The following is a 25,013-nucleotide window of genomic DNA, read 5'->3' as shown; positions in this document are numbered from 1 at the left end:
TTTTAAATCGCCTCATGTTCTGTTCTCAATATGATATCATCCTGTAATTCAGGTGACAAATCTACAAAATATGCGCTATATCCAGCTACACGAACTAATAGGTTTCTATATTTTTGTGGATCTTTTTTTGCTTTATACAAAGTCTCCTGATTGATGATATTAAACTGCAAATGCCACAATTTCAAATCACACCAGCTCTTAATGAATGCAATTAATTTTTGTGTTCCTTCACTACCTGCAACAGTAGCCGGGCTCAATTTAATATTCAATAATCTGGAAGCCCTGTTTTTAAAAGCAGGATTCTTAGTATTATAATTTGAAAGTAAGACTGCTGTAGGCCCTTTCACATCAGCACCATGAGATGCAGAGGATCCATCAGATAAGGCAGTGCCTGCTTTTCTTCCATTAGGGAGTGCTCCAATAACCCGTCCAAATGGGATATGGGATGTAACCGGAACATATCTAAGATCAAGATAGATACCAATTTTTTTAGAGTACTTATTTGCAAATTTAACCGCTTCCAAGTCTATATTCCTTGCAATATCATCTGCATAAGGATCTGCATTTCCATAGCAAGGTGAATTGATTAAAATTTGTCTTATAACTTCCTCACCTTCAAAATTTTTGTCAAGAGCATTCCATATCTGATTTAAAGTCAATTTTTTTTCATCAAATACATGCTTTTTAATAGCTGACAGCGAATCCGCAGCACTTCCAAACCCGATCAAGTCAAAGTAGCCCAGATCAATACCACCATCTATATGTGCGGAGTGCAAATCCTTATAGTTTTTCATGCACAAATCATGTAATGCTGAACCAAAAGGTGAGGCAAAATGTTTTTCTCTTAAGTTTGTTACAATATACTGCTGCTTAAATGCCTGTTTTAAAAGGTAGGTCTGTTGTTTAACATAGGCATCCCAAAAATCCTCCCATGTCTTGAATTTATCCAGGGAACCTGTCTCTATTGTCAAAAGTTCATCGCCATATTTTTTAAGACGTCCATTATTCAGTGTCAATTCAATGGCTGCTCCAAGATTTATATAAGCGCAGGGACTTGTATAAGTGTCTCTATTTGGCATTCTCACTTCTGTGCATCCAGATACAGCATAATCATTGGCTTCTGCAAATGTGGCTCCCTTTGATACAAGCAGAGGTACTACTTCCTCGTCATTAATCAATTTCGGGAAACCAGAGCCTTCCTTAATTGTTTCTGCAACTTCATTTAGATACCTTTCTGGAGACCTTGAATGTATACGTGCCGCCAAATCCGGATAGTTCAATGGGAATTCCCTTTTGTCCTCAAGGAAAATATAGGTGAGTTCATTTGTAGCATCATGACCATTTTCATCCACTCCCCCAATTGTAACAGCTTCCCAGTGCGCATAACCTTCATTAAAGCAGGCACCTGCTGGACTAACATACAGATCAAGGTATTGTGCCATACCTAGCCACATGCACTGGAGCAGCTCTTTAACTCCGTCCCTGTCTATTTTTCCTTCTTCCAAATCTTTTTTGTAAAATGGGAATAAGTATTGATCCATACGCCCATTTGAAATTGTTGCCCCAGTTTTTTGTTCCAATCTAGAGAACATTTGAAGAAACCACTGCGACTGCATTGCTTCATGGAAATTTCTTGCAGGATATTCTGGTACATGACTACAAATATCCGATATTTCCAATAATTCCAGTCTTCTTGTTTCATCTTTTTCATTTAAAGCAAGCTTTTTTGCAAGTTCGCTATGTCTGTGCGCCCATAAAACTATTGCATCGGAAACTATTACAATACTTTGAAGAAAAGGGGCTTTCTTAATTGTATCAATGGGGTTAAACTCATCCAGTGAATCCAATTTATTCTGTGCTTCTTCTTTTATTGCCTTGAACCCTTTCGTGATTCCCTTTTTATAATCGTGAACCCATTGTAATGCAGAACGCATAGAAGATGTTTCATTTACTATATATCTTGAAGAAAAAATATTGTTTGGATCATAAGTAACTTTTAATACATCTTCCGGAAGTGCCTTCGCTAGACTTTCATAATAACTTTTGTCCTTCCAGTAAGGTGCTATCTCATCTTCAATAGTGCGCAGGTCCTCTTCATCGATGTCAAAAGGTGATTCTACTCTTTTTCTTATACTTTCTGCAAAATTTTCCAGGAAACAGCCATCTAGCTCTGGATAAATCAACCCATATTTCCCTTCGCCTCCAACTCTTCCCACCAACAATTGATCATCGTCAATATAGACAGGTATATTTTCTACTATATGGTACAACGCTTTTGCCCATCTTAGAATAAGAGGTTGTCCTTCTGTTTCTTTAAAAGATTCCGTAAAGTACTTTGCCCTGTTTATATCTACCAATGAACGTGAATTACAAAAAGATTTGTATATTTTTTCAATTCTGTCTGACCTTTTGGACTTGCTTAAAATAGAACTTAGATTTTTTGAATTTGAAATCAAACGTTTTTCCTGTGGTGATAAAACATTACCTGACATATTAAATTACCTCCTTTTTATTATAGTATATGCATATTAAAAATAAATTTTGAAGCCCAAAAAGACCATGCTAAATTTAAATAAAAATATACTACACCATACTTTTAGTACATTATAAAATACTAAAACCAAATAAAATACTAAAACCAAGTAGTTTTAAATTCATTTAAAATTTGCATGATCTCTAGTTTTTCTAGTCAATCATTTTCATTTAATTGCTTTTTAATTTATTTTTAAACACAAATAAACATTATTTAAGTATACTTTAATGTTGGTTCGAGTATACCCCATATCTTTTTATATGTCAAGGTAAATAATATTTTAGTAATATAATGCCATAAATTTTATCAATCTATTAGATTTTTTAGATAAAACTATTGATATTTACACCATTAGTTTTTATAATATAAATATCAATATATATAAGAAAATTCAGACTTATTTTTAAAGGAGGCCGATCTTATGAATGAAGCTTTAGAAAGCATACTCGTTACTGAGGATACCAACCTTAAAAATCTCAATTTTATAGGTTTAACCAGCTGTCCCATGAAACAAATCTTCAGAGAAAATTTAGAAGACACTCTCCAGAAATACAAAAAAGACACGGACAAAACTTTAAAATGCTACACACCCACAGGTTGTCATAGTAAAGAACTTGTGGAAGAGGTACTGCTGACCCCAAATTTTGAAGAGTTTCCAGATGTATTCACATGCCTTGGTTTTAAAAATATGTTCAGGAGCAATATAATAGACAATTTTGCAGCCAAAGGGCTTTTCAAATCAACCCAGAGCAGCAACATAAACAAATCTCTCGAGGATCTTGGATTAATCGACCCTGAAGGTGTATTTTCCATGTATTCCATATCTGCAGAAGTAATCCTTGTTGATAAAAATAAACTTGGTAATCTTCCTATACCTAAAACATGGGGTGATCTATTAAATCCCATATACAAGGGAAAATTAATAATAGGCGGATGTGATGGTGACATTCATGAAGACCAGCTTCTATATTACTATAAAGAATTTGGACATGATGGAATAAACGCTCTGGCAGAAAATTCCAAGAACACCTGGCATCCAGCTGAGATGGCAAAATCAGCAGCCATGTCAAGCAGCCATGGTGCAGCACTTTATATAATCCCCTGGTTTTTTGCAAATGCTTGTCCTAGCAAACCACATCTACAAATCGTATGTCCGGAAGATGGTGCCATGGTGGGACCGTCCTGCATTGTAGCAAAAGAATCAAAAATCAAAGAAGTAGGCATACTTGTGGATTCCCTGTTAAATTCTGAATTTGGAACAAAATGTGCAGATAACCTGTATCCATCTTTAAACCCCGACGTAGACAATAATATACCTGAAGGCTTTAAATTCAAGTGGCTTGGTTGGGATTTTATAAGATCTCACAATATGGAAGAAACCACAAAAAAAATAACTGATGAATTTATAGAAACTTTCAACAGTACAGAAAGCGATATTGTAATTGAAAGATAATTTATTCATATTCTCTAATAATCCTTACCACAGTCAATATCATACCTAATACACATATAAAGGCCGCAGACAAATATACTACTTTCATGCCATACAAAAAAACCTCCGGCCTTCCCTGTATGAACCCGGTAACTTTATAGCCTATTCTACTGCTCATTCTATTGTAGAGAAGTGCAACGGAAAAAGTTATACCTGATACCATACCTATATTCCTTACAAGTGCATTCATACTTCCTACTATGCCCAGTTTGTTCCTCGGTGCCAATGACATTACAATAGCGTTATTTGGAGATTGAAACATACCGTTGCCTATTCCAATAGCAGCAATACAAACTGCCATATTAAAATAAGTTGATTTCAAATTCAGAAAAGCCATTGCACAAAGCCCTGCAGACATAATTAAAAGTCCAATTGCCGTAAGTACTTTAGGCCCTATCATATCAGCTGCATAACCACTTATGGGTGCAAATACGGCCATACTTACAGGAAGGGCCAGCATAATTATTCCGGATACAGCAGGTGATATTTTCATGGCACTTTGAAGATAGAAGGGCTGAATTATATTTACACAGAACATGCACAAAAAAGAAATAAACGCACAAAGTATGCTTATATCAAAAAATTTGTCATTGAACATTGACAAATCCACCATTGGATCTTCTGAATGCTTCTCTGTAAAATAAAAACCTATTCCACAGAGTATTCCCAGGATAAAGCTTATAATTATTTTTTTGTTGCTCCAGCCAAGTTCTTCTCCACTCAAAAATGCCCAAAAAATAGAAATTATAAAAATTATAAACAGTAGTGCCCCTCTTAAATCAAAATTCAGAGCTTTTTCTTCTATTTTCTCCTTAGGTAGTATGATTCTCCCTGCAATAAATGCAAAAACAGCTATTGGAATGTTTATAAAAAATATAGACTGCCAGTTAAAAACTTGTACCATAATTCCGCCAACTGGAGGGCCTACCATGCTGCCAATAGCTACAGTACTTCCCAAAAGTCCAAGTGCTCTTCCCCTTTCCCCTTTTGGAAAGGAAGCAGCAATTATAGCCTGATTTACAGACATAAACATTGCAGCTCCTAAAGCCTGAACCACCCGTGAAAAAACCAGGAAGTCTATATTCTGGGAGATTGCACATAAAAATGATCCAAGCCCGAATATCAAGAAACCACAATTAAAAATAATTACCTTCCCAAATTTATCGGACAGCTTTCCAAATATAAGTATAAAAGCCGATATCACTATCAAATAACTTGTAACTACCCACTGTATGCTGTTTATTCCCACTTCAAGATGTTTTGCCATAACAGGAAGTGCTATATTTACAATACTGCCATCTATAGTTCCCATGAAAGGTGATATCAAAACTACAGCCAATATTTTCCATCTGTTTATATAAATATTATCATCCATTGTATATTCTCCTGTCAATAATACATTATATTTAGAAATATACAAATATAAACTAAATTTGTCAACTCTATTTTATGAATTATATAAGAAACACTGCGAATATGCTAGTTACAACAAGCCCCAGTATTACAGGTTTCAAGTTTCTCTTTGTAAGTTCAAATACATCTACTTTACATATGGCTGCCACAGGTATTACAGCCCATGGAATTATAGTTCCTCCTCCTACATATATAGCTGCTATCTGACCCATTGCAGTCAATACATCTATTCCGCCTCCAAGAGAGATGGAAAACATATGTGCTACAGAGCCTACCAGCGATATACCTGAAAATCCGGAGCCATCAAGTCCTGTTATAGCCCCTACCAAAGTAAGGGTTCCCGAAGCCATAAGCGAATTTAAAGGTACTGCGTTGGAAAGTGCAACTCCAAGATCGTTTACTATTCCACTTGAGTTTCCCGGCAGTACTTTTGTGAATATTTCATTAAATGCTGAATCACCCAGATAAAAAAATGCTGCTATTGGAATTACCACTCCAAATATCTTGAATCCAAACTGCAGTCCCTCTACAATGTCCTTCGTTATCATCTCAAGGCATTTCCCCTTATATGCAATAGCTGATATGAGGCTTAAGATAAATACAGCAGTTCCACCTATGAGAGCCGTAGCATCACCACCTTGAAACCTATAAATATACATGACAACTATATCGAATATAAAAATTCCGATAGTCGCTACAGCCAGTATTTTGCTAAGTTTTTCTGATATCAGCAGTCCTGGTTCATCCTCCATTTCATCCTCTACTTCAAATTTCATATCCACTTTTCCATTTTTCATATCCTTTTTAAGCATATAAAAAGCACTTACTGTAGTAACTACTCCCATTACAATGGTCAGTGGCACACTTGCAGATATTACTTTGGATACAGGTACTCCTGCTGCATCAGCTGTAAGCTTTGGAGCCGCCTGTATTATAAAATCACTGGATAGCGCTATACCATGTCCAAACAGGTTCATTGCAACTGCTGCCCCTATGGCTGGAAGCCCTACCTTTTTAGCTATAGGGAGAAACAAAGCCCCTATAAGTGCCACTGCAGGTGAGGGCCAGAACAGCCAGGAAAGTACCATCATAACCAATCCTATCACCCAATAAGCCGTTGAAGGTGACTTTATTATCTTTTCAAAAGGCTTAACCAGCTGTCTATTTATACCAGCTGTCATCAGTACTTTGCTCATTGCAGTTATTATTGAAATAATAAATATTGTGGGCATAAGTTCTTTTGTGGCATAGACAAGACTGTTAAATATAGCCATAACGGATTTGGATATAGATGCTGTTGCAAATATTCCAAGAATAAAAATGCCGATCATACATATTAGAGATATATCTCTTTTCATTATCATAGCTGCAATTATTATAATTATAAAAACGAGATATATAAAATGCAGATTTGTAAGTATAACACTCATATATTTCCTCCATATCAATAGATATATTAATAAAATATGCATATAAAATTCTACGGTGATATAGAATTTCAAATATTTTTTTGACATATGGATATTTAGGTGTTATAATTAAGAACTGCACTGGATATTAAAGAGTGTAGTACTTTTTACAGGGGGGCGTATTTGGCTTCGACGGGGGCAAGTTGGGTTTGAGAAGCGAGTCGAGGGAACCTGTGGACCCGCGTTAAAAAACTATGGGATTAAATATAAACGCAAACAATAACGAAGAATTAGCTTTAGCAGCATAGTCTGCTAACCGTCAGTCCAGAATTCCCGCGATCTGGAATCTGGCGCCGATAGCGGGGCCCCGAGTCCAGGAAAGCTTTGACCTGGAAACGGAATTTATGAAGCTACTGAATTCAGAAGCCTGTCCTTAGGCGTCTGAAGGAGGGAATTTCAAACTAAGGACTGCACTCGGAGATGCTCAAGCGTTTCTGCTTTCGGACAGGGGTTCGACTCCCCTCGCCTCCACCAAATAAATCCACAATTGATATAAGAAAATATAGACATAATATATATACATAAAAACATAACTCCAGCTAAATTCAGGCTGGAGTTTTTACTTACTTCATAAGGCATAGACAAGTTACAATTAGAAGGCTCTGATTTTAATGATTGGCTTCACGATGTATTTGTAGGACTGTACATCAAAAAAGCCCGTATAGCCGGAATCTCCTTGGGAGCATGGCTTGCGCTAAAGTTTGCCACCGCAAATCCCAAAATGGTCGATAAACTTGTTCTGCTGTGCCCAGCCGGTGTTGGTCCGCAAAAAACTTCCTTTGCATATGTGTCATTATTCTACATGCTTTTAGGAGAAAACGGCGTTGAACGGCCGTACCGTAAAGTGAACGGGGAAAACCCATACTACAGGAGATAATGGATTATCAAAAACTGATTGAGAAAAACTTTAATTTCAGGCGGGAGAAAATTCCGCTTTTTACAGATGCCGAACTGTCGCAATTGACGATGCCGTCCCTTTTATTCGTGGGACGAAAAGACATAATGTTTCACTCGCTGAAGACAGCACAACGCTATAGAAGCCTCGTACCCAACTCAAAGGTTATCGTGCTGCAGGAAGCGGGTCATACACTTATCAATTTAGCGGATGACATATTAGCGTTTTTGCGGCATTAAAATGGCAAAAAGGGTCTTCAATAGAGAGTAATTATATAAATAAGAAAAGTACCTTACTACAGGTACTTTTCTTACGAGATTCATAATCTCTAAAATTAAATGGTAGCTTAAACAAGATTTAATATCACCAAAATTAAACAGTAAGCTTAAAGAAGCAATTTCTGTTATCACACATATGATAACGTTATAATATATTGTAAATGTTTTTATGTTATAAATCAATACCTATTTTATAAAAAATAAAAATACCTAATTAAATTGTACCTGTTTATGCATAATAGTTGACTAACTATATTTTTCTTGCTAATATTTAAATAAAAAATAAAACATTAATAGATTAAAGTTTTATAGGGTTCCGCAGTTTAAAATTTCTGGTCTGGTCCAAGATAAAACGCACAGTATACTGTGTTCACGGAAGGATAAAAGCCTGGGAGATATTTTTTAATATCAACTGTGACTTTTTTATTTTTTGTATATTATGAGAAAGGGTGAAAACTATGAAATGGACAATATTAGTCATTGCAGGCCTATTTGAAGTATGGTGGGCCGTAGGTTTAAAATTTTCGCATGGATTTACAAAACTCATACCAAGCATATTTACAATAGTAGGCATGATAGCAAGTTTCTATTTTTTATCCTTAGCGTTAAAAACCCTCCCTTTGGGTACAGCATATGCAATTTGGACGGGAATAGGAACTATTGGTACTGTGATTTTAGGGATAATATTATTTAAAGAGCCTATCACTATGATCAGATTAATTTGTATCGGATTCATAGTAGCAGGAATAGTTGGTTTGAAACTTGTATCCCATTAACTTTTTAATAATTTTCAAACTTGTTAGATCACAGAATGGAATAAACCCTAGAGCAGTTTTCTCCCCAGGGTTTATTCTACTTCCATTGAGCCACTGTATTTCCAATCCGGCCTGTTAAAATGATTATTTAAACTTTTTAGTCTTTATCAAAAAATTTAGGGTATAAGTATAATATACACCCACTTATTAGAGAGAGTATAATATAATTAATTATGTTACCTCTTAATTTTATAATTTGGAATCCTATGAAAAATACCAAAAATATAACTATAAAATTTATTATTGCAAGTAATCTTTCCTTTTTTATATAATCATCCCCTTATATCAATAATATGAACAATCAGTTTGTTTTCCAAAACAATTTCCATACATCTTTTAATGTAAAATTCTTTTTTATAAAAGTCAGATATAGAAAAAACAAGCTAAAAACAGCTCCCCAAATTATATCTCCCAGGTTTTCAATTTTAAACCAGAAAGCCAATTGTATAAAAATTATCAGTATATAAGTTACAAGAAAGTATTCAGCATCATTTCTTAATTTTTCAATATTGAACCATAGAAATCGCTTCATTTATATACACTCCTATACTAAAATAACTAACTTCACAGTTTAATAATACCATATTTCAGTTTATCCTTGCCACATTGAATAATAATCCACTAATACCTTCAATTTACTAACATAATAATCATCATGTAGTAAACAATACTACAAAAAGGAGTGTTTACTATGCCATATAATAATAGAGCAGCGGCAACACAAATTAAAGAAAAATTAAATCAATTTAAAATAAAATCCGCTGCAGAAGTAGGTATACATTTAAAAGATGGTTACAACGGGAATCTAACTGCAAAAGAAGCCGGATCTATTGGCGGTAATATGGTTAAGAAAATGATTCAGGCTTATAAGCAAGAGCTTCTGTAAAATTTGACTCCAGCTTGATTTTCAGCTGGAGTTTCCTTTAATTCTCTAGTATAACTATTCTTAATAATACACAAACTTTAACTGTAGTTTAAGCAGATATCCATCATAAATTAGGGGAGAGTGATATAAATGAAGAAAATTTTTTATATAGTTACATCCCTACTGATTACGATAAATCTAGTAGGTTGTGGAACTCAACAGCAATCTAACAATATAAAAAATAAAACTCAAAATATAACGAACAAGGCTAAAAATGATTTAGTAGAACTACCTAAAAATCTAAGCACTGATATGGGACCTGGTAAATTTCATATATCTTCATCATCCAATAAATTCAAGGATGGAAATATTCCAATTATAGATACTAAGCAAAATAATTCATCACAAAAAGTTGAAATAGTTCCAAGTGAATTTAATAATAAATATTTAAGCTATATATTTGTAGATGGTACTTTTAATTCTAAACAACAGTTGTCCAATAATAAAACAAACATAGGATTAAAGGGAAATTCCATTAAAGCAGGTAAACATAGAATAGATATTGTTCAATTTAACAATAATAAATCAACTGATACAGTTCTTACTCATAAAACTGCATATTACTATATTAATGCAGTATAATAGAAAAAGCCCTGGCCTTCTCCAGAGCTTTTTTCATGTGGCTATACCTTTCCACCATTGTTCCAGATAATACTATATGTTATAATAGTTTGATTATAACATATAGTATTAGTAAAACTTTTAACCATACCAGTAAATAATATAGAAATGAAGGTGGAATTGGTATGCAAATTAATAATAAAAAAGAGAAAAAGATGTTAGGAATTGAACGTAATATCTTTTTTACTGGTATAACTAGTTTTTTAACAGACACAACTACGAAAATGATATATTCCATTATGCCAATATTTTTAATGTCTATATGTGCATCAAAGACAGAAGTATCTCTTATTGAAGGAATTGCAGAAAGTACAGCTTCAATTCTTAAAGCTGTATCAGGGTGGTGGAGTGATAAAATCGGTAAAAACAAGCCCTTTATGGTTATGGGCTATAGTTTTACAGCTATTTTATCTCCATTGTTTTCAATAGTAACTTCACCTCTACAGGTACTAGCTATCAGATTTAGTGAAAGAGTTGGTAAGGGGATAAGAACCGCTCCAAGAGACAGCCTTGTAGCTGCTTCATCAAGTGATAGTGAAAAAGGAAAAAATTTTGGATTTCACAAGGCTATGGATAACAGTGGAGCAATATTAGGACCTTTATTTGCTTTTATAATTTTATCGGCCTTTCCCAATGATTATCGGAAGGTATTTATATTTTCAGCACTACCCGGTATACTTGGATTACTTACTATAATTTTCTTTGTAAAGGAAACTAAAAAAAGTAAAGATATTCTTCCTGAAAATATTTCTCTTAAAGACTTTTCAACTAAATATTATATGTTTCTAGTAATTGTTTTCATATTTACCTTGGGCAACTCAACTGATGCACTATTGTTAGTAAAGGCTAATGATATTGGTATACAAGCCTTATTTATACCTCTTGTATATTTGATATTTAACTCAGTATCAGTTATATTTGCTGTTCCCATGGGAGTTCTCTCTGATAAATTTGGCAGAGAGAGACTTATTATCTTTGGATATCTACTTTATTCTATAATATACTTCAATTTTGGAAGAACAAGTAATAAAATACTATTGATTTTACTATTTGCACTATATGGAATTTATAGTGCAGCAACAGATGGAATACAAAAAGCATTGGTTTCAGATCTCATAGATAAAAATAAGCGAGGAACAGGATTGGGAATATATAATTCATTAATAGGTATAACCCTACTTCCTGCAAGTCTTATAGCTGGTATATTATATGATAAAATTAACAATAGCGCTCCTTTTTATTTTGGTTCAGCAATGGCTTTAATTGCTGCAATACTAATGTTCGTATTTTACAAGGGATTAGGGAAAAGACACCGTGTGTCAGTGACAAATGGCATGCGAAATTAATTAGGCTAAACCTTAACATCTATTGTCTATTAGAACACTCAGATTACGGGAAAGTAAATCATAATCTTCCGTAAAACTAATTAATTCCAATTTTCTACAGGTTGTTTGGGGCAATTCCCTTAAGGGAATTTTATCTAATATTTTTCTTGTTTCCCAATCGTCAAATTTAGTAATATCTTTTATATTCCTAACATTCTTCCTGTTTACAGGACAGATAATTTGACATCGCATACAACCTATTAAACAATTGTGCCACTTTACCTTCAAGCCCTTTTTGAAATCTCCACTATTTTCATTTTGAAGTGTAATACATTTACTAGATAGTGTACCCTCCCCAAGAATCATTTTCACAGGGCATATCTGATACATATACTCCGAGCCAATAAAAGCTGCTTTCACTGTTTATGTAACAAATATTGTTTTTTCCATATGATCCTAATCCACTTTTTACTAATACAGGCTTACAGGGAACATTAATCTTGATTAGCTTAAAGGTTTCAAATGAAAGTACTTTTTTAAGTATTCTATTTATTTTACCTATTCTTCTGTGTTCTTTCTCAAATTCACTACTTGAATTCAATAAATACATGGGCGGCATAATTACAGCATATTCTTTTAAACCCAATGTAAAATATACTCTTGCCATCGGTTGTGGAACTGCTACAACTATAAGTGATTTTGGTTTTAAGAAATTTTCCGGTATTTTATAATCAAACTTATTTAAATATGTTCCAATGTTTATATTGATGTCTTTATAAGCTTGCCTTGTATTTTCCATGTCCAGTTGTATATCTTTCATATGTCTAAAAGAAATAACTCTTGCTTTGAAACCATATTTTTCAATTCTCTTTATAAAGTAAGTAAACCAAGGGAACTTCCCCCTTAGTTTCTTTCAGAACCGTACGTGAACCTCTCAGCTCATACGGCTCCCATTATTCAGTCGTTGGTAATATCCCTAATTTCCACTGTGCAAACAATTTTCTATCTCTTAGTGCAATACTTCCTAACCAATACTCTGCTTTCCTTCTATGTTTTCGTTTCTTGTATTTCCTACGAACCCATTTAACTAAGCATCCATTGATATATCTAAGTACTCCATACATTTCAGATTTATAGAAATGTGTGTAATAGTTAATCCATCCCTGTATCTGTCTATTAAACATATTCGATATATCCCACAAATCCTTGTCTACCTTAAGTTGCAGTTTCCATTCCCTTACTTCCTTGCGAATTGCTTTCTTTGCCTTTTCTGCTATCGCAGGTAAAAAGCTTGTAAAATATCTACCATATTTGTTCTTGGCACCTCTCGGTTTAAATGTGTACCCAAGAAAATTAAATGATATATTAGGATAATCTCCTTTTCTATCATCATCTTTACAGTATACAATTCTTGTTTTCTCAAGATTTAACTGTAATCCATATTGTTCAAACCTTGCCTGCACTCTTCTCTGTAGATATTTTGCTTGCTTCAAGGATACACAGTGTGCTACTGCATCATCAGCATATCTGGCCCAAGGAATCGTTTTGAATTCTTTCACCATAAAATCATCAAATACATAATGTAGGAAAAGATTTGCAAGTACTGGGCTAATGACACCACCTTGCGGTGTACCAGAATTTCTCGGAACTATTGCTCCATCTTTCATTCGAAATGGTGCAGTCAACCACCTCTGAATGTATAAAATAACCCATTCTTTTTGAGTGTGCTTCTTTACCATTTTTATTAAAATATCATGCCTAATGTTATCAAATAGGCCTTTAATGTCAAATTCAAGAACCCAGTTTTTCCTCCAACACCTCATTCTAGTGACCTGTAATGCTTGTATTGCTGATTTATTTGGTCTGTATCCGTAAGAATCCTTGTAAAATATAGCCTCTACTTGTGGTTCAAAGTATAATTTTGCTACCATCTGTGCAATTCTATCTTCAACAGTAGGAATACCCAATATTCTGGTTCCACCATTCTTCTTTGGAATTGCTACAGCTTTAACAGATTTAGGAAAATAACTTCCTGATGACATCCTATTCCATATTTTATAGAGATTATTCTTTAAGTTCTTTTCAAAATCTTCTATGGATTGTTCATCAACTCCATATGTTCCTTTGTTTGCTTTCACTTTCTTGTAGGCTGTAAATACAGCTCTTTTAGAGATATTAAACGGCTTTGTTTCTTGCATAAGTTCCTCCTCCTTTCAAAGTTGACTTATTCTCGAAACTGAATAACTTGAAGTCCTTCGCTCCACCTCCATTACAGAAGCTTCATTACTACTATGACTCAATCTGTCCCCATACTCGCATTGATACTCTTTTCTTACGGTTCTTCCGCTTGAAATACTCTCTTAACATCGAGCCGTGGGTTCCCACGTTCCATACAAACGCCTATGCTAAAGTCATGCCACCTTTATGCCGTCCACCGCCTAATCGGTAAACAGGTTTCCTCTAGACTTATCCTAGGTTAACGACTACCCCCTAGTTTTGATGGAATCTATACGCTTTCGACACTTTCATAAGTGGTTCATATGGTCATTCATCTCTTTAGCACCCACTTGACAGTTATGTACTGCCTTTTCCCTAGCGCTTAATACCATAGCTTTTGACTACAGCATCTTAGGGTAGTTTGAAATCTCCACCTGTATGGCGATTTCGGTGGGCCTACCACCATCATTTGTATAGCATAGCTATCTTCAGGTAACCCTTTGGGTTTCCTGGAAGCGCCTTCGTGGCACACAATCATCAGCATAGCTTTTCATCTATTTGCACCTCTTTATTTTATTATGTATAATGTAACTATCAACTTTGTATAATATAGTTACATGGATATAATAAAATAATAACATCAGCTTAGGTAACGGTTAATATAATTAATGGAGGTTACATAAAATGGAGTTTTTATGTATGGATTTTATAAACAGTCAATGGTACAAAACACATAAAATTTTTAAAGATCCTTTAAATGATAAAACCTTGTTTAAAGCTCTTTGTACTAAATGGAATTTACCAATCAACCATATACCTGATGAAAAAATGATTAATAAATTATCAGAACTTAGAGATTTTTTAAGCTATATAATAAATAAACTATATATAAAAAAGACATTAAATTTGGAAGACATTAACAAGATAAACCAATATCTTAAAATTTCATCTTCTTATAAAGTATTAAAAAAAGATAAGGGGAAGTTTTACTTAGAGACTGTCCCAGTTGAACCCCATCTAGATTTGGTTATATTTAAAATCATTTCATCTTTTGTAGAGCTGATAACAAAATATGATATAGACAGAATCAAGCTTTGTCAAAATCCTGACTGTAAATGGATTTTTTATGACGAAAGCAGAAACCATACAAGAAAGTGGTGTGACAACACCTGTGCAACTCTTATAAAAGTTCGCAGATTTAGAGAAAATCAAAGACATAAACAAAAATAAAATTAGGTCAGATACTTTTTAAATCCTTTAACAACGTTATTATTATATCCAATTGATTCATAAAATTTATGGGCCCCTTCTCTATTAAAAGCCGATACTAACATTGTAAAATAGCAATCTTTATTTTTGGCAAAATCCTCAATAAAAATCATTAGTGCCTTACCTATTCCCATCCTCCTACAATCATTTTTTACAATTACATTCTCAATAACCATAAATGGTTTACATTCTCCACCTAGATCTTGACAAATAATACCTAATAGTGAACCTATTAAATTACCACTATCATCTTTTGCTCCAATCAATATATAGTTCTTATTTGAATTAATCCACCTAAACTTATCTTTAAATTTGGTGAAATTTGTTTTTCTACCTAAAAGTTGTTCATATAAAGTTGCTAAATCGCCCAATTCACTATATGTTATATTACTTATAGTAACCAAACTTATCTCACTCCCTTTTTTAATTCTAAGTTCATATTGTATTATAACTTAAAGTTTTATGTTTTTTATTGTTTTTACTGCTGTAAATATTGTAAAAACTGCTAATATCACATATTAGCTATTAATCTTATTATGGGTTATTTTATCTATTATGCTTTACATAATAGATAAATTCCTATATAATAATATCAGTGCTAATATGCAATACATAATAGTTTAAGGTCAGGAGGGGTACTTTGAAACAAACTCAACTTTTGAAAGGTATACTTGAAGGATGTGTTCTTTTAATTGTTTTGGAGGATGAAATATATGGATATGAAATGATTCAGAGGTTAAAAAAATACGGTTTTAAAGAAATAGTAGCTGGCACAGTATATCCATTATTGCAAAAATTAGAAAAGCAGGGTTATCTTTCGAGTAAAACAAAACCTTCACCAGAAGGTCCTGATAGAAAATACTATTGTATAACTTCAGAAGGAAAAATTCATTGTCAGGACTTTATTGAACAATGGAATAACCTGGCATCTAACGTCAACAATCTAATATGCCTGAAAGGGGAAAAATTATATGAGTAGTCAAAATATTTCTATTAGAAAAATTATCAAACAGAATAATCAATTACGTGAAAAACTAAAGAGTGACAACAAAGAATATTATGAACAACTCTTGTTATATATCCGCAGTGCCGGATTATTCTATGACGATTATGAGATGGAAAGCTTATTACTGCAAATTTTACAAGATATAATTTCTTCCCAGAATGATGGACAATCTGCTGAAGAATTTTTTGGAAAAAGTCCACAAGTAGCAGCAGATGAATTAATCCATAATCTTAGTAAATCCAGCAAAAAAGAAATATTGAAACTAATAGGATTAATTTTTGGAATTAGTTCATTTTTTGTCATACTTAATGTACTAATTACTCATAATAAAGGAATAAATATTTTTGTATTAATTCTAAATGGTTTACTAAGTTTTCTATCTGTAGGTATTATATTTTTTATAATGCATAAAAGTATTTATAGAAAAATAATTAAAGGAAAATTTGCCTCCTTTTTAATCCTGTGGTTACTTTTTACGCTGATTATTATATTATTCATATTGATTCAAACGAGAATCAGGTATTAACCTATTTAAATCTAATACTAAAAAACAGATGCCCAGGAAATTATATTCCTGAACATCTGTTTTTTATTTAATTTCAGTTATCTATTTATTATCTAAGCATCCAGCCAGAAAGTACCATCATCTGAACTTCTGATGTTCCTTCATAAATTTCTGTTATTTTTGCATCACGCATCATTCTTTCAATTGGATAATCAGCTGTATATCCATATCCACCAAATAATTGTAAACAACGGCTTGTTACATCAGAGGCATTTCTAGCAGCAAATAATTTTGCCATTGAAGCATAAGGTGTAAATCTCTTATAATTATCTTCTGCATATGCAGCTTGATATACCAAAAGTTTTGCAGCTTCTGTATTGGCACGCATTTGAGCAAGTTCAAACTGTGTGTTCTGGAATTTTGCAATAGGGCGTCCAAACTGAACACGTTCCTTAACATATTTTACAGTTTCATCTAGTGCACCTTCTGCAATACCAAGAGCCTGTGCAGCTATACCAACACGTCCTCCGTCAAGAGTTGCCATTGCAATGTTGAATCCTCTGCCTTCTTCTCCTAAAAGATTTTCTTTTGGAACTATGCAGTTATCAAAGAATAATTCACATGTAGAAGATGCACGGATTCCCATCTTTAATTCATGGCTTCCAACAGAGAAACCAGGAAAATCTTTTTCAACTATAAATGCTGAAATACCTTTTGTTCCTTTACTCTTATCTGTCATGGCAAAAATAATATATACATCTGCATATCCTGCATTAGTTATAAATATTTTACTTCCATTTAATACATAATGGTCTCCTTCTAATACAGCTGTTGTCTTTTGCATAGAAGCATCAGTTCCGGCAACAGGTTCTGTCAATCCAAAAGCACCTAATTTTTCACCTGAAGCAAGTGCTTTTACATATTTTTCTTTTTGTTCATCTGTACCATATTTGTAAATTGGTGTTGTACCAAGACTTGTATGTGCTGAAACAATAACACCTGTTGTTGCACAACATTTAGATAATTCTTCTACACATTGTACATAACTTAATGTATCCATGCCAGCTCCACCATATTCTTCAGGAAATGGAATTCCAAGCATGCCCATTTCAGCCATTTTTGCTACATTTTCTTTTGGGAAACGCATAGCTTCATCAATTTCTTTTGCAATTGGTTTTACCTCTTTTTCTGCAAAATTGCGGTACATTTCTTGTAATTGTTGGTGATTTTCATCTTGTTTAAAATCCATATTAATTTTCCTACCTTTCTTTTTTTATATAATATATTTTAATTTTATTATTTAACACCATCTAATGGATAGCATACTTTACCCGGATTCATGATGGAATTCGGATCAAATACCTTTTTAATGCCTCTCATCAAGTCTATATTTGTTTCTCCAACACTATCTGCTAAATAACTCATCTTTCCACTACCAATTCCATGTTCACCTGAAACAAGTCCGCCAGATTTTGTTGCTTCATCATAAATAATCTTGAAGAATTTATCAACTCTTGATTTAAATTCTGATTCTTCAAGGTCATTACTGCATTCATATATGTGAAGATTTCCATCACCTGCATGACCAAAGCTCTTAATTATCAAGCCACAATCTTCACCAGCTTTATTTACAAATTTAAGATAAGATGCAATTTCGTTTACTGGAACTACGACATCACATTCATCTAATAATTTTGTTTCAGCTGTAATTGCTTCCAGGAAGCTAGAACGTGCAGCCCATGCATCTTTCATCTTTGCAGGTGTATCAGCTACAAGAACATCGATTGCTCCTGCTTCTAATACCAGTTCACTTGCCTGTTCAATAAGATCATTTAATTCATCTTCACTACTTGCATCCAGGGTAACAAGTAAATAAGCATTTGCAGTTACTCCATTAATTACTTGTGGGAATACACTCTTTCCAATATATCTTTCACTGGATAAAACAATTTCTCTTTCCATAAATTCCAATGCTTGAGGATTCAAATGTGCCAGCTTAAATTTAGGAACGGTAGAAATACAATCATCTAAATTTTCAAAAGGAATAATTAAACTTGCAGCTACCTTTGGTGCCGGCATAACTTTCAAAGTAAGTTCTGTAATGATTCCAAGAGTTCCTTCTGAACCAATCATTAAATTCAAAAGGCTATAACCTGAACTTGTTTTTGATACTGTAGCTCCAAAATTAGTAATTTCTCCTGTTGGAAGAACAACTGTCATTGCACGTACATAATCACGTGTTGCACCGTATTTAACGGCTCTCATTCCACCAGCATTTGTTGAAACGTTCCCACCCAAGCAAGCAAACTTTTCACCAGGATCTGGAGCATATAATAATCCTTGTTTTGCACAATCCTCTGCAAGATCGTTTAACAAAACACCAGCTTGAACATGAACAACAAAATTTTCTAAGTCATAAGAAAGTATTTTGTTCATCTTTGTAATATCAATTAAAACGCCACCTAAAAGTGGAACTGCTCCACCTACAAGTCCTGTTCCTGCTCCCCTTGGAGTTACTGGTATTTTATTTTCATTACATATTTTTACTACTGCAGCAACTTCTTCTGTAGAATGTGCTACCACTACAACTTGTGGAGCTGATTTTCCATAAATAGGCATTTCGTCATGGCAATAATCTTCATTTATATCATTGCCTGTTAAAATATGTCCTGGAGCTGCCTCCTGTAATTTTGAGATCAATTCTTCTGTCAATTGATTATACTCTGGCATAATAATCATTCCCTTTCTAAACTTTTTTTATTATATAATGTTTTATATAATGCTCCGATTAATGGAGCATTATATTTGTAAACAAAACTAAGGAATAGAAAAATCTTTACTGAACTTTTACCTTCTTCATCTCTTCAATCATAATTGGAAGAATGTCAATTGCATTTCCAACAATACCTACATCAGCAATTTCAAAAATTGGAGCATCTTCATCTTTATTAATTGCTACAACATAATTAGAACCTGACATTCCAGATGTATGTTGTGTTGCTCCAGAAATACCACATGCAATATAAAGTTTTGGTGCTACAATCTTTCCTGATTGTCCAACCTGATGCGCACGAGAAATCCATCCATCTTCAATTATTGGTCTTGTTGCACCTACTACACCACCAAGTACATTTGCTAATTCTTCTACAAGCTTGAAATTCTCTGCACTTCCCATTCCACGTCCACCAGAAACAATAACCTGTGCTTCTTCCAAATTAACGGATTCAGAAATTTCTTTTATTGTATCAACAATCTTTGTCTTAATAGCATCACCTGGAATTTCCACTTTTTTCTCCGTAACTCCTGCATTTGAAGCAGGTTCTGGCTTTGGGAAACTTCCATTTCTAGTTGTAACCACGGCTGTACCTTCTACTTCAATATGTTCTAAAACTGTACCGCCATAAGCTGGTCTAGTATATATAACTTTACCATCAGTTTTATTTATTCCTATTACATCACTTACACATCCTAAACCTATACGTCCTGCAATACGTGGTGCAATATCTTTAGCCACTGTTGTATTGGCTAACAGAACAACATCCGGATTCTGTTCCTTAACAGTTTCTGATAATACCTCTGTTAAAGTATCACGGTCTGTAGCAGCAGCTGTAAAAATAACTGGAATTCCAAAAGCAGCTATCTCATCTGCAGCACCCCTATTACCTACTACAAGAGCTGTTCCCTCTGCATCTAATGCTTTTACTGCACTAATCAATTCAAGGCTCCCGCCTAATGCTTTTTCTCCATCTGTTTCAATAAACAATAATGCTTTCATACTTTCGCTTTCCTCCTTAATTAGATTGCCTTATCTTTTTTCATTTGCTCCATAGCAACACTTACTGCCAATGCAGCATCTTTCTCTTGAATTTTGATACCAGCCTCTTTCTTAGGAGGTTCAACGTATTCGATGCAACGCACTTTTGCTTGTTTTACCTCTCCAATTTCTGCTGCTGAATAAGTTGGAATAACTGCCTTACGGCTTGCCATTTTATTTTTAATAGTAGGATAACGTGGATCATAATCTGGTTTACTTACCGTTACTACAGCTGGAGTTTTTAAAGCAACTACATCATATCCTTCTTCAGTTTCCTGGTGAATTTCTATGCCATCATCTTTCAAATCGATTTCAACTGCACTACTAACAAAGCCTGTTTTCAGTTTTTCAGCAAGTATTGCTCCTACTTGACCAGTAATTTCATCTGTGGATTCCTTTCCACAAAGAATTAAATCAAATTTTTCACCCTTGTCTTTTTCAATTTTATGAATAGCATCTACCAGTACATCAGCTGCTCCAATAGCATCTAGATTTGCATATGAATCATCTTTTACAAAGAATGCTTCTTTAGCCCCCACAGCAATACAATTTTTTAATGTGTTTAAAGAATCTTCTGCTCCAACAGTTAATACACTAACATTTCCACCATTAGCTTCCATAAAACGAACTGCTAATTCTAATGCATATGTATCAAATGCATTTGCTACCAAACTGACTCCATTTAAATTAGGTTTTTTTGTCTTATTATCCAAATGGATTTCAACAGAATCATCTGGAACCTGTTTTACACATAACAGAATCTGCATATTTTCCCTCTCCTTTACATTTTTACATTATTAAAATGTTTTTTGATAGAACCATTGTGTGTTTAAATTTTTTTAATTGTTCCGTCATTACCAAAATGAATTTTTTCATCATATTAAATATATGTAATATTTTTGTTTTTATACAGACATGGCTCTACAAGTCCCATGCAACAGCTCCTCTTAAGAAATCAACCTGTAAAATAATTATAAATTTTTGCAACATACCATTTTATAACTATCGTTTCCATTAATTTCTACAAAAGTATTGTTTGATGGTACTCTGGTACTACCACTTAATTAAAATCTTATCACAATATATAAAATGCTTCAAGTAGTTAAATAATTTTTTTAGTAACATATTCTGAAATTTTTTTAGTTTTGCAAAATAAAAATTGGAATTTTAACAATAGTTGTAGTAGCATTATTAGTAAGAATACTTTTATCAGGAGAAGGTGAGTACAATATCACTAAATGAAAAAAAATCATCATTTGAAAATAATAGGTTAGTGTCAATACAGGCGGATAAAATAATTAATATATTTAAGAATATACAGAAATCTTTAAGCGTAAGATTCAAAAAAAGCGCAAATGAATATGGATTTACGGTACCACAGCTTTCAGTTATATTTCATTTGTATAAAATGCCATATATAACCCTAAATGAATTAAGTGGATGTATGATGCTCACTAAAAGTACTGTTTCAGGTATAATAGACAGACTTACAAAGCAAGGTATAGTAATCAGGGAAATCCCGAAGGATAATCGTAGAATTGTGAAACTTTCTCTTTCTGAAGATTTTAAAAAAGGACATGATATACCCTGTATGAAAAAAAAATTTATTTCCGATTGCATTTTTGACATTATAAAAGATATGGGACCCATGGAAACGGAAAAATTTATTTCCTCCCTGGAGCACTTCAATTCACTCATAAAAAAATGACAACAATGAACCAGCCTTTTGAAGTCTGGTTCATTGTTGTTTATCTTTTACCTATACCGCTCTTTCATCTGCCTATCTATATCCCTCTTTGCTGCCTTTTCCAAAAGTGAATTCCTCTTGTCATAATCTTTTTTTCCTTTTGCAACCGCCAGATTTACTTTAACCATTCCATATTTAAGATACAGAGCAAGAGGTATTAAAGTATATCCCTTCTGGGCAGTATATCCGAGTAGCTTGTTTATTTCAGATTTATGGAGAAGTAATTTTCTTGCTCTAAGTGGATCTTTATTATATATATTTCCTTTTTCATAAGGACTTATATGCATATTTCTAACAAAAATTTCACCGTCTATTATATCAGCATAACTATCCTTTAAATTGGCCTTTCCTTCCCGTATCGATTTTACTTCCGTTCCAACAAGTTCTATACCTGCTTCCATAGATTCTTCTATAAAATAATCATGCCTTGCTTTTCTGTTTTCTGCAAGAGTTTTATTTCCGGTTTTATTTTTAACCATAAATCTTACATACCCCCTTTAATTCAAACTTTAAATTTCCTCATTTATTGGCTGCTCATCGATTTGTTTGACAAGTGCAAAATAAATCTCATGGGTTGCTAAATCTACTTTTGACACCTTTACCCTGACTTCATCGCCCAATTTATAAATTTTTCTAGACTTCTCTCCCACAAGTGAAAGATGCCTGTCGTCATATATATAGTAATCATCGGTCATAGCACTTAAATGCACCAAACCCTCTATTGTATTTTCAAGTTCTATAAACATTCCAAAATTAGTGACAGACGATACTATTCCATTATACTCCTCACCTATTCTCTTGCTCATATATTCCGCCTTTTTCAAATCATCAACTTCTCTTTCGGCATCCTGGGCTATTCTTTCCATATCAGAGGATTGCCTTGCTGCATAGTCTACTTTTACATTTAAATTATTTATTTCTTTTTCATTCAGTTCTCCGTTTATGAACTTTTTAATTATCCTGTGAATAATCAAGTCAGGATACCTTCTTATAGGTGAAGTAAAATGGCAGTAATACCTGGCAGCTAGCCCAAAATGCCCGGTACATTTTGGAGAATATCTGGCCTGTTTCATGGATCTAAGTAACAACGTACTGACTACAGTCTCTTCTTTTTTACCCTTTACCTTTTCCAAAATCTCCTGGAGTACTTTTGGATGTATTTCCTGTCCCCATTTTATAGTATAACCAAGATTGTGTACAAATTCATTAAAATGCATGAGTTTTTCTTCGTCTGGATCTTCATGTATCCTGTAAACAAAAGGCATGTTGGTCCAAAACATATGTTCGGCTATAGTCTCATTACATACAAGCATAAATTCCTCTATTATATGATTGGAGATTCCTCTTTCATAGGGCTTTATTTCTATAGGTCTTCCTAGATCATCCAGTATTATGCTACATTCTTGAAAATCAAAATCTACGGCACCTCTAAGTATCCTCTTTTTATAAAGTATTTTTGCAAGTTCCTCCATAAGTTTAAAAGTAGGCACAAGATAACCATATCTGCATATTACTCCTTCATCTTCACCTTTTAATATCTTTGTGACATCTGTATATGTCATTCTTTCACTGGTTCTTATTATACTCTCTACAATTTTATGTTCTATAACCTTACCTGTACCATCTATCTCCATAAAACAGCTGAGGGTAAGCCTGTCAGTCTTAGGATTTAAGCTGCATATTCCGTTGGACAGCTTTTTTGGCAGCATAGGTATAACCCTGTCAATTAAATAAACAGACGTTCCACGCTTGAGTGCTTCCCTATCGAGAGGACTTTTGTCTTTTACATAATTGGATACATCTGCTATATGAACTCCTAAATAAAAATTCCCATTTGGAAGTTTCTCAAGGGATACTGCGTCATCCAGATCCTTTGCATCTTCACCATCTATTGTCACTATAGTAAGATCTCTTAAATCCTCTCTTCTCCTGTATTCCTCTTCCGGTATCTTATCAGGTATGGCTTCAGCGTAGCTTTCAACTTTTAGTGGAAATTCCTCAGGAAGATCATTCTTTTTGATTATAGTTAAAATATCTATTCCCTTTTCACTTTTCTTTCCCAGTACATTTATTACTTTTCCTTCGGGATTTCTCCTACCATCGGGCCATTCAGTTATCTCTACAATAACCACATCCCCTGTCTCTGCATTTTTTTTGCAGTTCTTGGGTATGAATATGTCCTGATATATCCTCTTTTCCTCAGGCACCACAAACCCAAAATTTCTACTGTCTTCAAAAGTACCTACAACAGTCTTATTGGCCCTTTCAAGTATTCTTATTATTTCACCCTCGCACTTTCTGCCCTTATTCTCTTCCTTCAAAATCCTAACTATGACTTTATCACCATTCATAGCCCCGTTTAAGCCGGAAATTGGGATAAATATATCCACACCCTCTTCAGGTACAACAAAACCAAAACCTTTTTGATGTCCCTGAAATTTTCCCGTTACGAGCCCCATTCTATCAGGTACCCCGTATCTGGCAGTCCTGGTCCTTACTATATGTCCTTCTTTTTCCATATTTCTAAGTATTTTCTTGAATTCCTTCTTTTCATCTTTTTTTATTTTAAAAATTTTCTCAAGTTCTTTTATATCCATAGGCTTATATGCCTTTTCTCTCATAAAATTTAAAACTGCTTCAGTTATATTCATATATTTTCACCACCTTTTATTATATTGATATAAATTCC

The 25,013-nt window shown here is 33.6% G+C and carries 23 protein-coding genes, 1 other RNA gene and 1 riboswitch; of the genes, 10 read left to right on the top strand and 14 right to left on the bottom strand.

Annotated features, from left to right (window positions below; genetic code table 11):
* Nucleotides 1-2: 2 nt before the first annotated feature.
* Nucleotides 3-2,492, bottom strand: a complete 2,490-nt coding sequence (hpsG, locus tag ACSVC9_RS00510) for a (2S)-3-sulfopropanediol dehydratase (RefSeq protein WP_446898442.1) — start codon at nucleotides 2,490-2,492, stop codon at nucleotides 3-5.
* Between the two features lie 462 nt (nucleotides 2,493-2,954).
* On the opposite strand from hpsG, the gene ACSVC9_RS00505 reads away from it, so the two are divergent.
* Nucleotides 2,955-3,986 carry an ABC transporter substrate-binding protein gene (locus ACSVC9_RS00505; RefSeq protein ID WP_446898441.1) on the top strand — a complete coding sequence of 344 codons (1,032 nt, stop codon included), beginning with the start codon at nucleotides 2,955-2,957 and terminating at the stop codon, nucleotides 3,984-3,986.
* A 1-nt stretch (nucleotide 3,987) separates the two neighbouring features.
* Here ACSVC9_RS00505 and ACSVC9_RS00500 read toward each other — a convergent pair whose 3' ends face one another.
* Nucleotides 3,988-5,400: an MFS transporter gene (locus ACSVC9_RS00500; RefSeq protein WP_446898440.1), complete on the bottom strand. Its 1,413-nt coding sequence runs from the start codon at nucleotides 5,398-5,400 to the stop codon at nucleotides 3,988-3,990.
* A gap of 79 nt (nucleotides 5,401-5,479) precedes the next feature.
* The gene (locus ACSVC9_RS00495) at nucleotides 5,480-6,868 is read right to left on the bottom strand and encodes a hypothetical protein (RefSeq protein ID WP_446898439.1); all 1,389 of its coding nucleotides are present in this window, start codon (nucleotides 6,866-6,868) and stop codon (nucleotides 5,480-5,482) included.
* Nucleotides 6,869-7,020: 152 nt separating this feature from the next.
* Between ACSVC9_RS00495 and ssrA the strand changes: the two genes are divergently transcribed.
* Together ssrA and sugE are read left to right on the top strand one after the other, a co-directional pair.
* Nucleotides 7,021-7,381: a transfer-messenger RNA gene (gene ssrA / locus ACSVC9_RS00490) on the top strand.
* Nucleotides 7,382-8,377: 996 nt separating this feature from the next.
* Nucleotides 8,378-8,477, top strand: a riboswitch (guanidine-I (ykkC/yxkD leader).
* Nucleotides 8,478-8,538: 61 nt separating this feature from the next.
* A complete protein-coding gene (gene sugE / locus ACSVC9_RS00485; protein ID WP_446898438.1) occupies nucleotides 8,539-8,856 on the top strand; it encodes a quaternary ammonium compound efflux SMR transporter SugE in 318 nt (105 codons plus the stop codon).
* Nucleotides 8,857-9,196: 340 nt separating this feature from the next.
* Here sugE and ACSVC9_RS00480 read toward each other — a convergent pair whose 3' ends face one another.
* A complete protein-coding gene (locus tag ACSVC9_RS00480; RefSeq protein ID WP_446898437.1) occupies nucleotides 9,197-9,427 on the bottom strand; it encodes a hypothetical protein in 231 nt (76 codons plus the stop codon).
* 159 nt (nucleotides 9,428-9,586) lie between these two features.
* On the opposite strand from ACSVC9_RS00480, the gene ACSVC9_RS00475 reads away from it, so the two are divergent.
* The 3 genes from ACSVC9_RS00475 to ACSVC9_RS00465 all read left to right on the top strand — a co-directional run bounded on the left by ACSVC9_RS00475 (nucleotide 9,587) and on the right by ACSVC9_RS00465 (nucleotide 11,787).
* Nucleotides 9,587-9,781: an alpha/beta-type small acid-soluble spore protein gene (locus tag ACSVC9_RS00475; protein WP_446898436.1), complete on the top strand. Its 195-nt coding sequence runs from the start codon at nucleotides 9,587-9,589 to the stop codon at nucleotides 9,779-9,781.
* Nucleotides 9,782-9,910: 129 nt separating this feature from the next.
* Nucleotides 9,911-10,402: a hypothetical protein gene (locus ACSVC9_RS00470; RefSeq protein ID WP_446898435.1), complete on the top strand. Its 492-nt coding sequence runs from the start codon at nucleotides 9,911-9,913 to the stop codon at nucleotides 10,400-10,402.
* A 164-nt stretch (nucleotides 10,403-10,566) separates the two neighbouring features.
* On the top strand, nucleotides 10,567-11,787 hold the full coding sequence (locus ACSVC9_RS00465; RefSeq protein ID WP_446898434.1) for an MFS transporter: 1,221 nt from the start codon (nucleotides 10,567-10,569) through the stop codon (nucleotides 11,785-11,787).
* A 12-nt stretch (nucleotides 11,788-11,799) separates the two neighbouring features.
* Here the strand turns inward: ACSVC9_RS00465 and ACSVC9_RS00460 are convergent, their stop codons facing one another.
* The 3 genes from ACSVC9_RS00460 to ltrA form a co-directional block, all read right to left on the bottom strand.
* A complete protein-coding gene (locus ACSVC9_RS00460) occupies nucleotides 11,800-12,018 on the bottom strand; it encodes a hypothetical protein (RefSeq protein WP_446898433.1) in 219 nt (72 codons plus the stop codon).
* A gap of 85 nt (nucleotides 12,019-12,103) precedes the next feature.
* The gene (locus ACSVC9_RS00455; protein ID WP_446898432.1) at nucleotides 12,104-12,586 is read right to left on the bottom strand and encodes a hypothetical protein; all 483 of its coding nucleotides are present in this window, start codon (nucleotides 12,584-12,586) and stop codon (nucleotides 12,104-12,106) included.
* Between the two features lie 133 nt (nucleotides 12,587-12,719).
* Nucleotides 12,720-13,964 carry a group II intron reverse transcriptase/maturase gene (gene ltrA, locus ACSVC9_RS00450; protein ID WP_446898431.1) on the bottom strand — a complete coding sequence of 415 codons (1,245 nt, stop codon included), beginning with the start codon at nucleotides 13,962-13,964 and terminating at the stop codon, nucleotides 12,720-12,722.
* Nucleotides 13,965-14,667: 703 nt separating this feature from the next.
* Between ltrA and ACSVC9_RS00445 the strand changes: the two genes are divergently transcribed.
* Nucleotides 14,668-15,213: a CGNR zinc finger domain-containing protein gene (locus ACSVC9_RS00445; protein ID WP_446898430.1), complete on the top strand. Its 546-nt coding sequence runs from the start codon at nucleotides 14,668-14,670 to the stop codon at nucleotides 15,211-15,213.
* A gap of 2 nt (nucleotides 15,214-15,215) precedes the next feature.
* On the opposite strand, the gene ACSVC9_RS00440 is transcribed toward ACSVC9_RS00445, so the two are convergent.
* The gene (locus ACSVC9_RS00440; protein WP_446898429.1) at nucleotides 15,216-15,656 is read right to left on the bottom strand and encodes a GNAT family N-acetyltransferase; all 441 of its coding nucleotides are present in this window, start codon (nucleotides 15,654-15,656) and stop codon (nucleotides 15,216-15,218) included.
* Nucleotides 15,657-15,892: 236 nt separating this feature from the next.
* Between ACSVC9_RS00440 and ACSVC9_RS00435 the strand changes: the two genes are divergently transcribed.
* Nucleotides 15,893-16,231 (top strand): PadR family transcriptional regulator, encoded by a 339-nt coding sequence (locus ACSVC9_RS00435; RefSeq protein WP_446898428.1) that lies wholly within the window; start codon nucleotides 15,893-15,895, stop codon nucleotides 16,229-16,231.
* Entirely contained in the window at nucleotides 16,224-16,784 is a 561-nt protein-coding gene (locus ACSVC9_RS00430; protein ID WP_446898427.1) for a DUF1129 family protein, read from the top strand. The genes ACSVC9_RS00435 and ACSVC9_RS00430 overlap by 8 nt, the downstream gene beginning before the upstream one ends.
* 88 nt (nucleotides 16,785-16,872) lie before the next feature.
* Here ACSVC9_RS00430 and ACSVC9_RS00425 read toward each other — a convergent pair whose 3' ends face one another.
* The 4 genes from ACSVC9_RS00425 to ACSVC9_RS00410 form a co-directional block, all read right to left on the bottom strand.
* On the bottom strand, nucleotides 16,873-18,012 hold the full coding sequence (locus ACSVC9_RS00425; RefSeq protein WP_446898426.1) for an acyl-CoA dehydrogenase: 1,140 nt from the start codon (nucleotides 18,010-18,012) through the stop codon (nucleotides 16,873-16,875).
* Between the two features lie 47 nt (nucleotides 18,013-18,059).
* Nucleotides 18,060-19,493: an FAD-binding oxidoreductase gene (locus tag ACSVC9_RS00420; RefSeq protein WP_446898425.1), complete on the bottom strand. Its 1,434-nt coding sequence runs from the start codon at nucleotides 19,491-19,493 to the stop codon at nucleotides 18,060-18,062.
* 106 nt (nucleotides 19,494-19,599) lie between these two features.
* A complete protein-coding gene (locus ACSVC9_RS00415) occupies nucleotides 19,600-20,538 on the bottom strand; it encodes an electron transfer flavoprotein subunit alpha/FixB family protein (RefSeq protein ID WP_446898424.1) in 939 nt (312 codons plus the stop codon).
* 20 nt (nucleotides 20,539-20,558) lie between these two features.
* The gene (locus ACSVC9_RS00410; RefSeq protein WP_446898423.1) at nucleotides 20,559-21,344 is read right to left on the bottom strand and encodes an electron transfer flavoprotein subunit beta/FixA family protein; all 786 of its coding nucleotides are present in this window, start codon (nucleotides 21,342-21,344) and stop codon (nucleotides 20,559-20,561) included.
* Nucleotides 21,345-21,796: 452 nt separating this feature from the next.
* Here ACSVC9_RS00410 and ACSVC9_RS00405 point away from each other — a divergent pair, with 452 nt between their 5' ends.
* The gene (locus ACSVC9_RS00405) at nucleotides 21,797-22,285 is read left to right on the top strand and encodes a MarR family winged helix-turn-helix transcriptional regulator (RefSeq protein WP_446898422.1); all 489 of its coding nucleotides are present in this window, start codon (nucleotides 21,797-21,799) and stop codon (nucleotides 22,283-22,285) included.
* A 47-nt stretch (nucleotides 22,286-22,332) separates the two neighbouring features.
* Here the strand turns inward: ACSVC9_RS00405 and smpB are convergent, their stop codons facing one another.
* Both smpB and rnr read right to left on the bottom strand, forming a co-directional pair.
* On the bottom strand, nucleotides 22,333-22,803 hold the full coding sequence (gene smpB, locus ACSVC9_RS00400; protein ID WP_446898421.1) for an SsrA-binding protein SmpB: 471 nt from the start codon (nucleotides 22,801-22,803) through the stop codon (nucleotides 22,333-22,335).
* 30 nt (nucleotides 22,804-22,833) lie between these two features.
* The gene (rnr, locus tag ACSVC9_RS00395) at nucleotides 22,834-24,975 is read right to left on the bottom strand and encodes a ribonuclease R (protein WP_446898420.1); all 2,142 of its coding nucleotides are present in this window, start codon (nucleotides 24,973-24,975) and stop codon (nucleotides 22,834-22,836) included.
* Between the last annotated feature and the right edge of the window lie 38 nt (nucleotides 24,976-25,013).

The sequence above is a fragment of the Clostridium sp. LBM24168 genome (assembly GCF_052953915.1).
This window is presented reverse-complemented; position numbering and strand designations above follow the sequence as displayed.

What these genes read in the sequence shown, in the direction of transcription:
- hpsG (WP_446898442.1), bottom strand. Translation starts at nt 2,492, where the DNA reads ATGTCAGGTAATGTTTTATCACCACAGGAAAAACGTTTGATTTCAAAT.
- ACSVC9_RS00505 (WP_446898441.1), top strand. Translation starts at nt 2,955, where the DNA reads ATGAATGAAGCTTTAGAAAGCATACTCGTTACTGAGGATACCAACCTT.
- ACSVC9_RS00500 (WP_446898440.1), bottom strand. Translation starts at nt 5,400, where the DNA reads ATGGATGATAATATTTATATAAACAGATGGAAAATATTGGCTGTAGTT.
- ACSVC9_RS00495 (WP_446898439.1), bottom strand. Translation starts at nt 6,868, where the DNA reads ATGAGTGTTATACTTACAAATCTGCATTTTATATATCTCGTTTTTATA.
- sugE (WP_446898438.1), top strand. Translation starts at nt 8,539, where the DNA reads ATGAAATGGACAATATTAGTCATTGCAGGCCTATTTGAAGTATGGTGG.
- ACSVC9_RS00480 (WP_446898437.1), bottom strand. Translation starts at nt 9,427, where the DNA reads ATGAAGCGATTTCTATGGTTCAATATTGAAAAATTAAGAAATGATGCT.
- ACSVC9_RS00475 (WP_446898436.1), top strand. Translation starts at nt 9,587, where the DNA reads ATGCCATATAATAATAGAGCAGCGGCAACACAAATTAAAGAAAAATTA.
- ACSVC9_RS00470 (WP_446898435.1), top strand. Translation starts at nt 9,911, where the DNA reads ATGAAGAAAATTTTTTATATAGTTACATCCCTACTGATTACGATAAAT.
- ACSVC9_RS00465 (WP_446898434.1), top strand. Translation starts at nt 10,567, where the DNA reads ATGCAAATTAATAATAAAAAAGAGAAAAAGATGTTAGGAATTGAACGT.
- ACSVC9_RS00460 (WP_446898433.1), bottom strand. Translation starts at nt 12,018, where the DNA reads ATGCGATGTCAAATTATCTGTCCTGTAAACAGGAAGAATGTTAGGAAT.
- ACSVC9_RS00455 (WP_446898432.1), bottom strand. Translation starts at nt 12,586, where the DNA reads ATGAAAGATATACAACTGGACATGGAAAATACAAGGCAAGCTTATAAA.
- ltrA (WP_446898431.1), bottom strand. Translation starts at nt 13,964, where the DNA reads ATGCAAGAAACAAAGCCGTTTAATATCTCTAAAAGAGCTGTATTTACA.
- ACSVC9_RS00445 (WP_446898430.1), top strand. Translation starts at nt 14,668, where the DNA reads ATGGAGTTTTTATGTATGGATTTTATAAACAGTCAATGGTACAAAACA.
- ACSVC9_RS00430 (WP_446898427.1), top strand. Translation starts at nt 16,224, where the DNA reads ATGAGTAGTCAAAATATTTCTATTAGAAAAATTATCAAACAGAATAAT.
- ACSVC9_RS00425 (WP_446898426.1), bottom strand. Translation starts at nt 18,012, where the DNA reads ATGGATTTTAAACAAGATGAAAATCACCAACAATTACAAGAAATGTAC.
- ACSVC9_RS00420 (WP_446898425.1), bottom strand. Translation starts at nt 19,493, where the DNA reads ATGCCAGAGTATAATCAATTGACAGAAGAATTGATCTCAAAATTACAG.
- ACSVC9_RS00415 (WP_446898424.1), bottom strand. Translation starts at nt 20,538, where the DNA reads ATGAAAGCATTATTGTTTATTGAAACAGATGGAGAAAAAGCATTAGGC.
- ACSVC9_RS00410 (WP_446898423.1), bottom strand. Translation starts at nt 21,344, where the DNA reads ATGCAGATTCTGTTATGTGTAAAACAGGTTCCAGATGATTCTGTTGAA.
- smpB (WP_446898421.1), bottom strand. Translation starts at nt 22,803, where the DNA reads ATGGTTAAAAATAAAACCGGAAATAAAACTCTTGCAGAAAACAGAAAA.
- rnr (WP_446898420.1), bottom strand. Translation starts at nt 24,975, where the DNA reads ATGAATATAACTGAAGCAGTTTTAAATTTTATGAGAGAAAAGGCATAT.